This is a genomic window from Kluyvera cryocrescens NBRC 102467 (assembly GCF_001571285.1).
GTDB classification, from domain to species: domain Bacteria; phylum Pseudomonadota; class Gammaproteobacteria; order Enterobacterales; family Enterobacteriaceae; genus Kluyvera; species Kluyvera cryocrescens.
Window position 1 is genome coordinate 58,647 of the sequence record NZ_BCTM01000012.1, and the last position, 15,732, is coordinate 74,378.

The 15,732-nt window shown below is 54.4% G+C and carries 12 protein-coding genes; 8 read left to right on the forward strand and 4 right to left on the reverse strand.

The genetic code is table 11. The features are described from left to right. The first annotated feature begins 180 nt into the window (after positions 1 to 180). From greB to feoC, 5 genes are all read left to right on the forward strand, one after another. Positions 181 to 654 carry a transcription elongation factor GreB gene (gene greB, locus KCR01S_RS09905; RefSeq protein ID WP_061282561.1) on the forward strand — a complete coding sequence of 158 codons (474 nt, stop codon included), beginning with the start codon at positions 181 to 183 and terminating at the stop codon, positions 652 to 654. Between the two features lie 98 nt (positions 655 to 752). Next, entirely contained in the window at positions 753 to 3,086 is a 2,334-nt protein-coding gene (locus tag KCR01S_RS09910) for a Tex family protein (protein WP_061282562.1), read from the forward strand. A gap of 450 nt (positions 3,087 to 3,536) precedes the next feature. Further along, positions 3,537 to 3,764 carry a ferrous iron transporter A gene (feoA, locus tag KCR01S_RS09915; protein ID WP_052282977.1) on the forward strand — a complete coding sequence of 76 codons (228 nt, stop codon included), beginning with the start codon at positions 3,537 to 3,539 and terminating at the stop codon, positions 3,762 to 3,764. Between the two features lie 28 nt (positions 3,765 to 3,792). Next, positions 3,793 to 6,111 carry a Fe(2+) transporter permease subunit FeoB gene (gene feoB / locus KCR01S_RS09920; RefSeq protein ID WP_061282563.1) on the forward strand — a complete coding sequence of 773 codons (2,319 nt, stop codon included), beginning with the start codon at positions 3,793 to 3,795 and terminating at the stop codon, positions 6,109 to 6,111. Positions 6,112 to 6,119: 8 nt separating this feature from the next. Then, complete coding sequence (gene feoC / locus KCR01S_RS09925) at positions 6,120 to 6,356, forward strand: [Fe-S]-dependent transcriptional repressor FeoC (protein WP_061282564.1); 237 nt, start codon at positions 6,120 to 6,122, stop codon at positions 6,354 to 6,356. Positions 6,357 to 6,404: 48 nt separating this feature from the next. On the opposite strand, the gene KCR01S_RS09930 is transcribed toward feoC, so the two are convergent. Next, the gene (locus KCR01S_RS09930) at positions 6,405 to 6,674 is read right to left on the reverse strand and encodes a YdgH/BhsA/McbA-like domain containing protein (protein ID WP_061282565.1); all 270 of its coding nucleotides are present in this window, start codon (positions 6,672 to 6,674) and stop codon (positions 6,405 to 6,407) included. A gap of 115 nt (positions 6,675 to 6,789) precedes the next feature. Beyond that, positions 6,790 to 7,566, reverse strand: a complete 777-nt coding sequence (bioH, locus tag KCR01S_RS09935; RefSeq protein ID WP_061282566.1) for a pimeloyl-ACP methyl ester esterase BioH — start codon at positions 7,564 to 7,566, stop codon at positions 6,790 to 6,792. A 38-nt stretch (positions 7,567 to 7,604) separates the two neighbouring features. Between bioH and gntX the strand changes: the two genes are divergently transcribed. The 3 genes from gntX to gntT all read left to right on the forward strand — a co-directional run bounded on the left by gntX (position 7,605) and on the right by gntT (position 10,641). Then, positions 7,605 to 8,279 (forward strand): DNA utilization protein GntX, encoded by a 675-nt coding sequence (gene gntX, locus KCR01S_RS09940; protein WP_072277132.1) that lies wholly within the window; start codon positions 7,605 to 7,607, stop codon positions 8,277 to 8,279. A 58-nt stretch (positions 8,280 to 8,337) separates the two neighbouring features. Further along, entirely contained in the window at positions 8,338 to 8,913 is a 576-nt protein-coding gene (nfuA, locus tag KCR01S_RS09945) for a Fe-S biogenesis protein NfuA (RefSeq protein ID WP_052282840.1), read from the forward strand. Between the two features lie 411 nt (positions 8,914 to 9,324). Beyond that, entirely contained in the window at positions 9,325 to 10,641 is a 1,317-nt protein-coding gene (gene gntT / locus KCR01S_RS09950) for a gluconate transporter (RefSeq protein WP_052282841.1), read from the forward strand. Positions 10,642 to 10,694: 53 nt separating this feature from the next. On the opposite strand, the gene malQ is transcribed toward gntT, so the two are convergent. Beyond that, positions 10,695 to 12,773, reverse strand: coding sequence for a 4-alpha-glucanotransferase (malQ, locus tag KCR01S_RS09955; protein WP_061282568.1), 2,079 nt, complete (start codon positions 12,771 to 12,773; stop codon positions 10,695 to 10,697). A gap of 9 nt (positions 12,774 to 12,782) precedes the next feature. Beyond that, positions 12,783 to 15,173: a maltodextrin phosphorylase gene (gene malP, locus KCR01S_RS09960; protein WP_061282569.1), complete on the reverse strand. Its 2,391-nt coding sequence runs from the start codon at positions 15,171 to 15,173 to the stop codon at positions 12,783 to 12,785. Positions 15,174 to 15,732 lie beyond the last annotated feature (559 nt).

The window sequence follows — 15,732 nt, forward strand, 5'->3', positions numbered from 1 at the left end:
AAGCCCGCACGAACGACCAGCTAAATCTGGTATATATTCCAGGCTAAATTGTTACAAAGCATATTTAACAGCGAGTTAAGTATACAATGGATCTTAGTACACATTATTTATTCTGTCGGTATGCTGGCGTACTACGTATTGTGCGCAATGATAACCCGGCGGACAGGTAAGCACTTAAACATGAAAACACCGTTGATCACCCGTGAAGGGTACGAAAAGCTCAAAAAAGAGATGGATTATCTCTGGCGCGAAGAGCGCCCGGAAGTCACCAAAAAAGTGACCTGGGCCGCAAGCCTTGGCGATCGCAGTGAAAATGCCGACTACCAATATAATAAAAAGCGGCTAAGAGAGATCGACCGACGCGTACGTTATTTAACGAAATGCCTCGAACAACTGAAAATTGTGGATTACTCGCCGCAGCAGGAAGGGAAGGTTTTCTTCGGCGCGTGGGTGGAAATTGAAAACGATGACGGCGTGACGAAGCGCTTTCGCATTGTCGGCTATGATGAAATCTTTGGCCGCAACGACTACATCTCTATTGACTCACCGATGGCGCGCGCACTGCTGAAAAAAGAGGTGGGCGACCTTGCCGTGGTTAATACGCCGGCCGGTGAAGCCAGCTGGTACGTGAACGAGATCGAATACGTAAAATGAGCAGGAACAATCCGAAGACCCCGCTGATGACTGGTATTTTTGCCGGTCAATCCGTATAACTGTCCCCTGATTTTATGACCTAACAGTGAAACCAAGCCATGTTGAATGATTCGCTCTGCCGCATTATTGCGGGTGAACTTCAGGCCAGAGCAGAACAGGTGGAATCCGCCGTTCGCCTGCTTGATGAAGGGAACACCGTGCCGTTTATCGCACGTTATCGTAAGGAAGTCACAGGCGGTCTGGATGATACGCAACTGCGTAATCTGGAAACCCGACTGGGGTATTTGCGTGAGCTGGAAGACCGTCGTCAGACCATCCTGAAATCCATTTCCGAGCAGGGCAAATTGACCGATGAGTTGGCGAAAGCCATCAACGGCACGCTGAATAAAACCGAGCTCGAAGACCTTTACCTGCCTTATAAGCAAAAACGCCGTACGCGCGGGCAGATCGCCATTGAAGCCGGTCTGGAACCGCTGGCGGATCTGCTGTGGACCGATCCATCCCACGATCCAGAAACGGAAGCGGCGAAATTTGTCGATGCCGATAAAGGCATCGCCGATAGCAAAGCCGCGCTGGATGGTGCCCGCTATATTCTGATGGAGCGTTTTGCCGAAGATGCCGCGCTGCTGGCGAAGGTACGTGACTATCTGTGGAAGAATGCCCATCTGGTCGCCACCGTGGTCAGCGGTAAGGAAGAGGAAGGCGCCAAATTCCGCGACTACTTCGATCACCACGAACCCATTTCCACCACCCCTTCTCATCGCGCGCTGGCCATGTTCCGCGGGCGTAATGAAGGCGTGCTGCAACTCTCTTTGAATGCCGATCCACAGTTCGATGAGCCACCAAAAGAGAGCTACTGCGAACAAATTATTATTGACCACCTCGGGCTGCGCCTGAACAACGCGCCGGCGGACAATTGGCGTAAAGCGGTGATCAGTTGGACGTGGCGTATCAAAGTGCTGATGCACCTTGAAACCGAGCTGATGGGTACCGTGCGTGAACGCGCGGAGGACGAAGCGATCAACGTCTTCGCCCGTAACCTGCACGATTTGCTGATGGCCGCGCCAGCTGGCCTGCGCGCGACCATGGGCCTCGATCCCGGTCTGCGCACTGGCGTTAAAGTCGCGGTCGTGGATGGCACCGGTAAGCTGGTTGCCACCGATACCATCTATCCCCACACCGGCCAGGCAGCAAAAGCCGCCGTTGCCGTTGCGGCGCTGTGTGAAAAACATAACGTTGAGCTGGTGGCCATCGGTAATGGTACCGCTTCGCGCGAAACCGAACGTTTCTTCCTCGACGTGCAACAGCAGTTCCCGAAAGTGACGGCGCAGAAAGTGATCGTCAGCGAAGCAGGGGCATCGGTCTACTCCGCCTCCGAACTGGCAGCACAGGAATTCCCGGATCTCGACGTCTCCCTGCGCGGCGCGGTCTCTATCGCCCGTCGTTTACAGGATCCTCTAGCCGAGCTGGTGAAAATCGACCCGAAATCCATTGGGGTTGGCCAGTACCAGCATGACGTCAGCCAGACTCAGCTCGCACGTAAGCTGGATGCGGTCGTTGAGGACTGCGTAAACGCCGTCGGCGTGGACCTGAATACCGCTTCCGTTCCACTGCTAACCCGCGTCGCGGGTTTAACGCGGATGATGGCGCAGAATATCGTGACCTGGCGCGATGAGAACGGTCAGTTCCAGAACCGCCAACAGCTGCTGAAAGTGAGCCGCCTCGGACCAAAAGCCTTCGAACAGTGCGCGGGCTTCCTGCGTATCAATCACGGCGACAACCCGCTGGATGCCTCCACCGTTCACCCGGAAGCGTATCCGGTCGTTGAACGCATTCTGGCGGCGACCCAACAGGCGCTAAAAGACCTGATGGGTAATAGCAGCGAACTGCGCAACGTCAAAGCGGTGGATTTCACCGATGAGCGCTTTGGCCTGCCAACCGTCACCGACATTATCAAAGAGCTGGAAAAACCGGGCCGCGATCCGCGTCCTGAGTTTAAAACCGCGAAGTTTGCCGATGGCGTGGAAACCATGAATGACCTGCTGCCGGGGATGGTCCTCGAAGGTGCGGTGACCAACGTCACCAACTTTGGCGCCTTTGTCGATATCGGCGTGCACCAGGACGGTCTGGTCCACATCTCCTCGCTGGCGGATAAGTTCGTCGAAGATCCGCACACCGTGGTGAAAGCAGGCGATATCGTCAAAGTGAAGGTGATGGAAGTCGATCTGCCGCGTAAACGTATTGCGTTAACCATGCGCCTGGATGAACAGCCGGGTGAAACCAACGCACGCCGTAGCGCGGGCAACGATCGCAGCCAGGGCAACAACCGCCCGGCAGCCAAAGCCGCGAAACCACGCGGCCGTGACGCTCAGCCTGCCGGCAACAGCGCCATGATGGACGCGCTGGCGGCTGCGATGGGTAAAAAACGCTAATCGATAGTGGTTAATGCCCGGCCGAGCGCTGCGACGCCGGGCAATATCCCAACAGAGCAAAAAAGACCTTTTCTCCATTCAGCCCCTTCATCGGTGCTGAACACAATAATCACCTACGCCCCGCCGTCGTTATATTCCTGTCTACTTGTAATATTAAGCTTCAGCAGTTTTAATTTTATTAACCAATGAAACCTTAATTAAACATTAAGTGATGTAAATAATATTTAATTCATATACCGCTACAATGCGTTGCTTGAGTCATATCAAAAAAAGTGCAAATTCCCGGCGAAATTCCTTTCAATCGCATGTTATGTATTGATGATAAAAACCATTCTCATTATCATCATTTCCAGTAGATCTTTATTCTTCATCTGTCGACGATATCCCTGCGCTACCGCAGCGCACAGCGGTATCTCCTCTGTTCAGCTAGCTGATACACAAGTAGGTTATATGCAATTTACACCTGATACTGCGTGGAAGATTGTCGGTTTCTCCCGCGAAATTAGCCCCGCTTATCGTCAGAAACTACTGTCTCTGGGGATGCTGCCGGGTTCATCATTTAATGTAGTTCGCGTGGCACCACTCGGCGATCCTATTCATATTGAAACTCGCCGCGTTAGCCTGGTGCTGCGTAAAAAAGATCTCGCGCTAATTGAATTAGAAGCCGTTGCACAATAACTCCAGCCTGGTACTAAGAGTCTGAAATATGAAAAAATTAACCATTGGTTTAATTGGCAATCCTAATTCCGGTAAAACGACCTTATTCAATCAGTTAACCGGTGCGCGTCAGCGCGTGGGCAACTGGGCTGGGGTCACGGTTGAGCGTAAAGAAGGGGCATTCGCTACCACCGACCATCAGGTTACGCTGGTCGACCTGCCGGGCACCTACTCTCTCACCACTATCTCTTCGCAAACCTCGCTGGATGAGCAAATTGCCTGTCACTATATTCTCAGCGGTGATGCCGATCTGCTGATTAACGTCGTCGACGCCTCCAACCTTGAGCGCAACCTCTACCTGACGCTTCAGTTGCTGGAGCTGGGTATTCCCTGCGTGGTCGCGCTGAACATGCTCGATATTGCTGAAAAGCAACAAATCCGAATCGATGTTGACGCCCTCGCTGCGCGTCTGGGCTGCCCGGTTGTGCCGCTGGTGTCCACCCGCGGCCGCGGTATTGAAGCGCTGAAAATGGCTATCGACCGCCACCAGACGAATACGCCACTGGAGCTGGTGCACTACCCGCAACCGCTGCTGCGCGAAGCCAATGTTCTGGCTGGCGAAATGGCGCAGGATATCCCAGAGCGTCAGCGCCAGTGGTTAGGCATGCAAATGCTGGAAGGCGATATTTATAGCCGCGCCTACGCCGGCGACGCGGCGCATAAGCTGGATATCTCACTCGCCAATCTCAGCGAAGAGATGGATGACCCGGCGCTGTATATCGCCGATGCGCGCTATCAAAGCATCGCCGCTATCTGCGACGCCGTCAGCAACACCTTAACCGCCGAACCTAGCCGCTTCACCACCGCGCTGGATAAAATCATCCTTAACCGCGTGCTGGGTCTGCCGATCTTCCTGTTCGTGATGTATTTGATGTTCTTACTGGCGATCAACATCGGCGGCGCACTGCAGCCGATCTTTGATGGCGGTTCGGTCGCGATCTTTATCCACGGCATCCAGTGGATCGGCTACACGCTGCACTTCCCTGACTGGCTCACCGTGTTCCTGGCACAGGGCATCGGCGGCGGTATCAATACCGTGCTGCCGTTAGTCCCACAAATCGGCATGATGTATCTGTTCCTCTCGTTCCTCGAGGATTCGGGCTACATGGCGCGTGCCGCATTTGTCATGGACCGCTTGATGCAGTCGTTAGGTCTGCCGGGGAAATCCTTCGTCCCACTGATCGTTGGCTTCGGCTGCAACGTCCCATCGGTCATGGGTGCGCGTACGCTCGATGCTCCGCGTGAACGTCTGATGACCATCATGATGGCACCGTTTATGTCCTGCGGCGCGCGTCTGGCCATTTTTGCCGTCTTTGCTGCCGCCTTCTTCGGCCAGGGCGGCGCACTGGTGGTCTTCTCGCTGTATGTACTGGGTATTGCGATCGCCATCCTGACTGGCCTGATGCTCAAATACACCATTATGCGCGGCGAAGCGTCACCGTTCGTCATGGAGCTGCCTGTCTATCACGTCCCACACATAAAAAGCCTGGTTATCCAGACCTGGCAGCGTCTGAAAGGCTTCGTACTGCGCGCCGGTAAAGTCATCGTGATTGTCAGTATTTTCCTCAGCGCACTGAACAGCTTCTCGTTCAGCGGCAAGATTGTCGATAACATCAACGACTCCGCGCTGGCGTCCGTGAGCCGGGCCATTACGCCGGTGTTTAAACCTATCGGTGTCCACGAAGATAACTGGCAGGCCACCGTCGGTCTGTTTACCGGGGCGATGGCAAAAGAGGTGGTCGTAGGTACGCTGAACACCCTTTACACCGCTGAAAACATTCAGAACGAAGAGTTTAACCCTCAGGAGTTCCACCTCGGCGATGAACTGCTGGCAGCGGCAGACGAGACCTGGCAGGGCCTGAAAGACACCTTTAGCCTGAGCGTGCTGGCCAACCCAATCGAAGCCAGTAAGGGCGATGGCGAAATGGAAACTGGCGCCATGGGCGTGATGAGCACCAAGTTTGGCAGCGCAGCAGCAGCCTACAGCTACCTGATCTTCGTGCTGCTTTATATCCCATGCATCTCGGTAATGGGTGCGGTTGCCCGTGAGTCGAGCCGCGGCTGGATGACCTTCTCCATTCTGTGGGGCCTGAACATCGCCTACTCGCTCTCGACCCTGTACTACCAGACCGTCAGCTTCAGCCAGCATCCGCGCTACAGCCTGGTGTGCATTCTAGCGGTGATTCTGTTTAACGTGGTGCTGATGGGCTTATTACGCCGCGCACGCAGTCGTGTCGACGTTTCGCTGCTGGCAACCCGCAAAACGCCAACATCGTGCTGCTCTAGCCCTGCAGGCGATTGTCATTAGGAGTCATCATGGCATCATTGATCGAAGTTCGCGATATGTTGGCGCTGCAAGGACGCATGGAAGCCGCACAGCTTAGCGTTCAGCTGCATACGCCGCAGGCGCTGGTCGATGCCATGCTGAGTCGCCTGGAAGCCATGGGGAAAGTCGTGAAGATTAGCGAGGATCCTGATGGCTGTCTTTCCGGCAGCTGTAAAAGCTGCCCGGAAGGAAAAGCCTGCTTACGTGAGTGGTGGGCGCTGCGTTAAGCCTCTATTCCCGGCGTTAATCTGCCGCCGGGAACAGAAGGTTAGAAGCTACTTATAAACGTCCGCATTACCGTGAACCGTTTTTTCGTTTTTCCCGCCCGCAATGATCACGTAGTACTTACCGCCCATCTCATCCGCTTTTTTCGACAGATCGCGTTTAGCGTCCATTGGCGACGTGGTTCTCGAGGTGGTGATGTTGCCGACTTTGGTCAACTTCATCTTGGCAACATCTTCTTTCTGGATCTCTTTAGCAGCAAACGCACCAAACGACAGGGAGCCAATCACCAGAGATGCAACAATGCCTGTAATAAGTTTCATAGCCTCTACTCTCCATAAGGGTTGTTTTTGCGCCGCGGCGTTCGGATGAAATAATCACCTGCCGCAACAGCTTAAGTATTGCTATGAATATCTTTTTTACCACGTCCTGCCGGAATTAATTCGTTAACTGCTTTTTCAAAGCGACCAGCGGTTCGCAGAATGCCTGCGGATGAGAGATAAACGGCGCGTGGGCTGCTTTATCAAACACCACCGATTCACTCGCCGGCCATAGCGTATCCAGAAGCGGGACAATTTTACGCGGAACCAGCCCATCTAAGCGGCCATACATGCGCAGAAATGGCATGTTGAGCTCCGTCAGCGGCTGGCGCAAATCGGCGGTTTTCAAAATCTCCAGCCCACCGTTAAGCACCTCAGATGACGGCATTGGCAGCGACAGCACCGTTTGCTTCAGCGCTCTGGCATCCTGACGTGCGCTTTCCGTTCCCATGGTTTGTAGCGCCAGAAAACGCTCCACGGTACGTTGGAAATCATCGCTAAGCTGTTGCTGGAAGCCGCTCAGGACTTCAGGTTTGATCCCCGGCCACTCGTCATGCGCGGCAAAATAGGGGGATGATGCGACGGTCACCAGCGCCTGTACGCGTTCAGGGTAGCGTAACGCTATCTGGCTTGCGACCAGTCCGCCCAGGCTCCAGCCAAGCCAAACGGCCTGTTTGGGCGCTTTCTCCAGGACCTTTTGCGCCATCTCTTCCAGCGATAAAGCACCAAAACCTACGCTCCGCCCATATCCCGGCAGATCGACCAAATGCAACGTAAAGTGCGCGCCTAATTCCGGCGTAATGCCATCCCAGACCTGTGCATTCAGCCCCCATCCGTGCAGCAGCACAAGATGACAATTTCCTTCGCCCGTGGTTTGCCACCAGATGTCGTTCATCAGCTATTGTTCTCATTTCTTCGCTTCAAGGGGGGATTATGCTAACAGTCCATGGCTTGTGCTGGCTATGCCAAATGCCGCTGGCGCTCCCGGCGTGGGGCGTTTGTTCTCGTTGCAGCAAAACGTTATTTAGCAAGATGTGCGGTTGCCCACAGTGTGGTTTACCTTCAGCCAGCGCGGATGCTCCCTGCGGTCGTTGCCTACAAAAACCACCGCCGTGGCAGCGGTTAGTGGCGGTGAATGACTATCTCCCACCGCTCAGCCAGATGGTTCATCGCTTCAAGTTCAGCGGTAAAGCCGAGCTTGCATCTGCGTTAGCGCGCCTGCTGCTGTTGGCCGTCCGTCAGCAAAGTGGGCTACCGCCACCCGAGCAGCTTATCAGCGTGCCGCTTTGGCAACGACGCCACTGGCGGCGCGGCTTTAATCAAAGCGATCTTCTCTGCAAAGCGCTCACCGCATGGCTACCCTGCGAATATCATTCGCGCACGATTTGCCGAATTCGCCCCACCGCTACTCAACATCAGCTCAGTGCCAGGCGGCGTCGACAGAACCTGAAAAATGCCTTTCAGCTTGAATTACCGCTGCAGGGTCGCCATATGGTTATTGTGGATGATGTTGTCACGACCGGCAGCACCGTGGCCGAGATTTCCCGCCTGCTTTTGCGAAATGGCGCGGCGAGCGTTCAGGTATGGTGTCTGTGTCGCACCTTGTAGACCCCCAACGATGGGCGTATTATAACCAACTAAAGTAGTCAACTATTAGGTCAAAGCTATGATCCGTATTTCCGATACTGCGCAAGCGCACTTTGCCAAACTTCTGCAAAATCAGGAAGAAGGGACCCAGATCCGTGTATTCGTGATCAACCCTGGTACGCCTAACGCAGAATGCGGCGTTTCTTATTGCCCGCCGGATGCGGTGGAAGCAAGTGATACAGCACTGAAATTTGAACAGCTCACCGCCTATGTCGATGAACTGAGCGCTCCGTATCTGGAAGATGCGGAGATCGATTTCGTTACCGATCAGTTGGGTTCTCAGCTGACGCTGAAGGCACCGAACGCCAAAATGCGTAAAGTGTCCGATGACGCCCCGCTGATGGAACGCGTTGAATACATGCTGCAATCACAGATTAACCCACAGCTGGCAGGCCACGGCGGACGCGTTACGCTGATGGAAATCACCGAAGACGGTCTGGCTATCCTGCAGTTTGGCGGCGGCTGTAACGGCTGTTCCATGGTGGATGTGACCCTGAAGGAAGGTATTGAGAAGCAGTTGCTGGTCGAGTTCCCTGAGCTCAAAGGCGTACGCGATCTCACCGAACACCAGCGCGGCGAACACTCTTACTACTAAGTAGACGAGTGATGTCCCCCACAACCCGGGTAACGCGTTACGCTGACCCCGGGTTGGCATTCATCCCCTCCTTGCGGTCTGCGCCTTGAAAGATCTCGCCTCGTTTCCCATGTTACCGCGCAACATTTCTCTCATTTTGTTATCAGCAACGCTGCAAAAATCCAGCTAATAGTTTGACTGGAGTCTCATATTTCACATTTCCACCGTCTGGCATATTCTCAAACACGCCATGTTACCCGTATCATCCCGCCATACGCCATCGTGTTAAATAATAGCCAGCTATTCTCTGTCTGAGTCATACAACATTACGGCGGCGTGAAGTAGTCAGTACCTATTCCCTCTGTAGGGACAATTGGAAGTTGTCGTAGCAACAATGACGTTACCCATAACAAATTAAAGGCTGGAAAAATTATGCCATTAATCATCGTAGCAATCGGGGTTATCCTCTTATTACTGTTGATGATCCGCTTCAAAATGAACGGATTCATTGCACTGGTTCTGGTGGCCCTCGCCGTCGGATTGATGCAGGGCATGCCCCTGGACAAAGTGATCGTCTCCATTAAAAATGGCGTAGGCGGTACCCTCGGTGGTCTGGCGCTGATTATGGGCTTCGGCGCCATGCTCGGTAAAATGCTGGCCGACTGCGGTGGTGCACAGCGTATCGCTACCACCCTTATCGACAAATTTGGTCGCAAGCACATCCAGTGGGCCGTTGTACTGACCGGCTTCACCGTAGGCTTTGCGCTGTTCTATGAAGTCGGCTTCGTGCTGCTGCTGCCGCTGGTGTTCACCATCGCTGCCTCCGCGCGTATTCCTCTGCTGTACGTCGGTGTGCCAATGGCTGCGGCGCTGTCCGTGACCCACGGCTTCCTGCCTCCGCACCCAGGTCCAACCGCTATCGCAACCATCTTCCACGCGGATATGGGTAAAACGCTGCTGTACGGTACTCTGCTGGCGATTCCAACCGTCATTCTGGCGGGCCCGGTTTATGCGCGTTGCCTGAAAGGTATCGACAAGCCAATTCCGGAAGGTCTGCACAACCCGAAAACCTTCACCGATGCAGAAATGCCATCCTTCGGCGTCAGCGTCTGGACTTCTCTGGTTCCGGTTATTCTGATGGCACTGCGTGCCGTCGCTGAAATGGTACTGCCGAAAGGTCACGCCCTGCTGCCTGCCGCCGAGTTCTTCGGTGACCCAGTGATGGCGACGCTGATTGCCGTGCTGATTGCTATCTTCACCTTCGGCCTGAACCGCGGCCGTTCTATGGACGAAATCAACGACACGCTGATCTCCTCCATCAAAATTATCGCCATGATGCTGCTGATCATCGGCGGTGGCGGTGCGTTCAAACAGGTTCTGGTCGACAGCGGCGTGGATAAATACATTGCCTCTATCATGCACGAATCCAACGTCTCTCCGCTGTTTATGGCATGGTCCATTGCTGCCGTTCTGCGTATTGCGCTGGGTTCAGCGACCGTAGCAGCCATTACCGCAGGCGGCATCGCGGCACCACTGATTGCCACCACCGGCGTTAGCCCAGAACTGATGGTTATCGCGGTAGGTTCCGGTTCCGTTATCTTCTCTCACGTGAACGATCCAGGCTTCTGGCTGTTCAAAGAGTACTTCAACCTGACTATCGGCGAGACCATCAAGTCCTGGTCGATGCTGGAAACCATTATCTCGGTTTGCGGTCTGGTCGGTTGTCTGCTGCTGGGGATGGTGGTTTAACACCACGCATGAACGATAAAAAAACGCCGGGGCTTGCCCCGGCGTTTTAGTTTTTACTTCTTCTTACTCGCCGATTTCCGGCGCTTGTCTAAATCTTTAATCAGCTTATTCACGTCATCATCGGCAAACATCGCCTCCAGTGAGGTCGACAGTTTACGCCGCCAGTTCGGGTATTCGGTGCTGGTTCCCGGGATATTCACCGGCGAGGACATTTGCAGCCAATCCTCCGGCTGAAGCCCTAACAGCGCACTGTTGCTGTCAGCAATGTAGCGTTGCATACCGCGGCTTAACGTGGCGGTCATCGACATCAACGATGCTTTGTGACCGGCGCGTTTCGGCAGCGTACCGTACTTGTGCAATGCATCGAGCAGCCCTTGCTTAGCCAACTCGCGATCCTGATACAGCCCACACAGAACATCGGCATCAGGATACAGACCCAGTTCATTACCCAGCGTCAGGTCACCGCTTTCCCAATAGCCACGCAGCGTTGGCAGATCATGGGTGGTGGCCACGGCCATCGACTGCTCCGGATATGCTTTTGGTGAGCGGAAGGTCTTCTCGTGGTCATTCTCAAAATAGAGCACTTTGTACGAGTAAACGCCGCTCTTACGCAGCTTACTGACTATCTCAACCGGTACGGTTCCTAAGTCCTCGCCAATCACCATGCAGTGATGACGCTTACTTTCCAGCGCCAGAATCGACAGCAGCGCATCCACCGGATACTGCACGTAGGCACCATGATCGGCGGTTTCACCGTACGGGATCCACCACAGGCGCAGCACCGACATAACGTGGTCGATACGCAGCGCGCCGCAGTTCTTCATGTTAGCGCGCAGCAGTTCGATAAATGGCTCATAGGCACGGGCCGCGATGATATGTGGATCCATCGGCGGCAGCCCCCAGTTTTGCCCCAGCGGCCCGAGGATATCCGGCGGCGCCCCAACGGATGCCTTCAGACAATACAGCTCGCGGTCACACCAGGTTTCCGCACCGCCTTCGGCTACGCCCACCGCCAGATCGCGGTAGAGGCCAATCGGCATCTCATCGCGCTGGCTGGTCTGCCAGCAGTCGGCAAATTGGGTGTATGCCAGCCATTGCAGCCACAGGTAAAAATCCACCTCGTCCGCGTGTTTTTTGCAAAATGCGTGTACTTCCGGGCTGTCGGTGGTGCGATAGGCTTCCGGCCATACCGGCCAGCCCCAACGCATCGGATCCTCTTTCACCTGATACGCGTGCAGCGCATCGAATGCGGCCTGCCAGTACAGACTCTCGCCTTCTTTGTCGACAAAATAGCGGAAGGCCGCTATCTGCTCATCATTACGTTTAGCAAAACTCTTCCACGCCATGCGCAGCGCGGTCATTTTCAGCTCAGTAACCGCCGTGTAGTCCACCTGCGCCACTTCACGCGCTGCTTTCAGCTTCTTCTGCGTTGCCGGCAGCTTCCACCACGCCTGTGCTTCATCACTTTTAGCAAAGTCTTCTACCGCGTTGACGTCGATGTAGATAACGTTCATCCAGCGGCGCGATGAAGGGCTGTACGGGCTGGCGCTTTCAGGATTCGCCGGGTAGAGCGCGTGGATCGGATTGAGACCAATAAACGCGCCGCCGCGTTTGGCCACTTCCGGCAGCATCGCCTTCAGGTCACCAAAATCGCCAATCCCCCAGTTCTTCTCCGAACGCAGCGTATAAAGCTGCACGCAGGCTCCCCACAGCTTTTTCGCCTCTTTGAGCGGCTTCGGCTCATAGCAGCGCTCGGGCGCGACAATCACCCGGCAGTGCCAGCGTTCATCGCTCTGCGTCAGCGTCAGTGAGTGATACCCTTCCGACAAACGGGTCGGTAAGCTGAGGTTTTTCCCCCCAGCGACCTGCCCCTGGTACTGTTTGCCCTCTTCAGTGGTGAGGATCCAGTTAAATTCCCCCGAGCCCTCCACCGGCAGCGCCATTTTCTTGCCGTATGTCCAGACCATCACATTCGGCACCGGCGTTGCCACGGCAACGGCGTCGCGGTGCATCGCGTCAAGCAAACGCCGTTTGGTGTCAGCGCCGATAGACTGCGGTTTGCCATGGGCATTGATGTAGTTTGGGCTAATCCCCGCCGCCAGCGCGGCATTATCGAGGCGTTTGCTTTCCATTGCCTGTCCTTAGCGTTTTGCCTGCCAGATACGTTTTTGATAATCGCGGATAGAGCGATCGGAGCTGAACATGCCGCAGCGCGCGGTATTCAGGATAGCGGCACGCGTCCAGGCTTCCTGGTCACGGTACAGCACATCAACCTGCTTCTGCGCTTCCACATAGGCGGCAAAGTCAGCCATGACCAGATACGGATCGCCGCCCTGCTTACCGATGCTGTGCAGCATCTGGTCAAACGCGTGTTTGTCGCCGTCGCTATATTTTCCACTTTCCAGTTCTTTCAACACCGCATCCAACTGCTTATCGGCTTTACGCCATTTCAGCGGATCGTAGCCTTTCGCCTTCAGTGCTTTCACCTGCTCAACGGTATGACCGAAGATAAAGATATTTTCATCACCCACCTGCTCGGCGATTTCCACGTTCGCACCATCCAGCGTACCAACGGTCAGCGCGCCGTTCAGCGCCAGCTTCATGTTGCCGGTACCGGAGGCCTCTTTGCCCGCGGTGGAAATCTGCTCGGACACATCTGCCGCCGGGATCAGCATCTCCGCCGCTGACACGCAGTAATCCGGCAGGAACACCACCTTCAGCTTATCGCCTACTTTCGGATCGTTGTTCACCGCTTCGGCAACTTTGTTGATCGCCAGAATGATGTTTTTCGCCAGGTAATAGCCCGGAGCCGCTTTCGCGCCAAACAGGAACACGCGCGGTACGCGGTCAGCCTGCGGGTTCTCACGAATTTCTTTATACAGCGCCAGAATATGCAGCAGGTTCAGGTGCTGACGTTTGTATTCGTGCAGGCGTTTGATCTGAATATCAAAAATGGCGTTAGTGGTGATCTCGATACCGGTACGCGCTTTGATAAATTTCACCAGACGCTGCTTGTTCGCCAATTTGATTTCGCGGTATTGCTGGCGGAATTTGGCATCGTCAGCATATTTTTCCAGATGGATCAGCTGATCGAGGTCGTTGGCCCACTCTTTCTTCAGCGATTTATCGAGCAACGCCGCCAGCGCAGGGTTGCACTGTTTGATCCAGCGACGTGGGGTAATACCGTTGGTCACGTTATGGAACTTGTTCGGCCACAGCTGGTGATATTCCGGGAACAGATCCTTCACCACCAAATCCGAGTGCAGCGCCGCGACGCCGTTGACCGCAAAGCCGCTGACGACACACATATTCGCCATCCGCACCTGCTTGTTATGCACCACGGCCAGCTTCGCCCAGACCGCGTCATCACCCGGCCAGGTTTTGTCGACCAGCTTTTTAAAGCGGGCATTGATTTCATTGATAATCTGCATGTGGCGCGGCAGCAGCGCTTTAATCAGTTTTTCATCCCAGCATTCCAGCGCTTCCGGCATCAACGTATGGTTGGTGTAGGCGAAGGTCTTGCTGGTGATGGCCCAGGCGTCGTCCCAGCTCAGCTGATGCTCATCAATCAGCACGCGCAGCAGTTCTGGAATCGCGATAGTTGGGTGGGTATCGTTGAGCTGAATGACCTCAAAATCGGCCAGTTCGTGCAGCTTACGCCCTGCCAGATGGTGGCGGCGCAGAATATCCGCAACCGAACAGGCGCACTGGAAGTACTGCTGCATCAGACGCAGCTTTTTACCCGCGGTATGGTTATCGTTCGGGTAGAGAACTTTGGTCAGTTTTTCAGCATCGATGCCCTGCTGCTCTGCGCGCAGGAAATCGCCATCGTTGAATTTAGTCAGGTTAAATGGATGCGCGTGGGTCGCTTGCCACAAACGCAGCGGTTGCGCTACGCCGTTACGATAGCCCAGCACCGGCAGATCCCAGGCTTCACCGGTAATGGTAAATGCTGGCTGCCATTCTCCTTTCACCACTTTCCCGCCAATGCCGACCTGCACGTCCAGCGCGGCATTGTGACGGAACCACGGATAGCTACCGCGCTTCCAGTCATCCGGCGCTTCCATCTGATGGCCGTCGTTGAAGGACTGACGGAACAGGCCGTACTGGTAGTTAAGACCGTAGCCAGTAGCCGACTGACCAACGGTCGCCATGGAATCAAGGAAGCATGCCGCCAGACGCCCCAGACCACCGTTACCTAACGCCGGGTCGGTCTCTTCTTCCAGCAGGTCAGTCAGATTGATGTTATAGCCTTTCAGCGCCTCGCTAACCCCTTCGTACCAGCCAAGGTTGAGCAAGTTGTTGCCGGTCAGACGGCCAATCAGGAACTCCATGGAAATGTAGTTCACGTGGCGCTGGTTCTTTTCCGGCTTTGCGACCGGCTGTGCAGAAAGCTGCTCCGCCAGTGCGCCGCTCACAGCCTGCCACCACTGGTGAGACGTCATTTCGGAAGCGGCCTGTAGGCCAAAGCGCTGCCACTGACGCGTCAGGGCAGCCTGGAATGAATCGTGATTAAAAGTAGGCTGTGACATAGCGAATTAGAATCCTTTTTACATAAACATTAGCGCTAGTGTGCCGGGCTGATTGCGCGACTTCCTCCTCCTGTCCTGGATTAGCCGGGGAGGAGTCGCAGGGATGAGCGAAAAGTGTGATCTTCGCCACTATAACGTTAGCCGCCAGCGGCGAAATCGCACACTTTTCAGCCAACTCCACGCCCGGTTTATCCCGACAAGTGTCAGGGATTTCGCCAACACGATCTCCGCGCCAGCTCATAAAATGAAATGGCGTTTTGTAATGAATATGAAAATAAGGAAACTATTTTTCAATGCAAATAAGCAACAATTTAATACGTATTGTTTCTACGGAAAATGAACTGGAATGAAACAGACTTAAAGGACTTTTATTCTGGTTATTGCCGAAAACTTATTTCATTTGTAACTATAAACAGTTACGGAACTCAGCATTTTCGCACCTTGCAAGCCATAATACGAAGTTGGCATTAAATATAAAAAATTGTGACATATAGCAAATTCGCAAGCATCAAAACAGGACATAACTTGCAATACATAGCTATTTGACCGACCTTTGTAT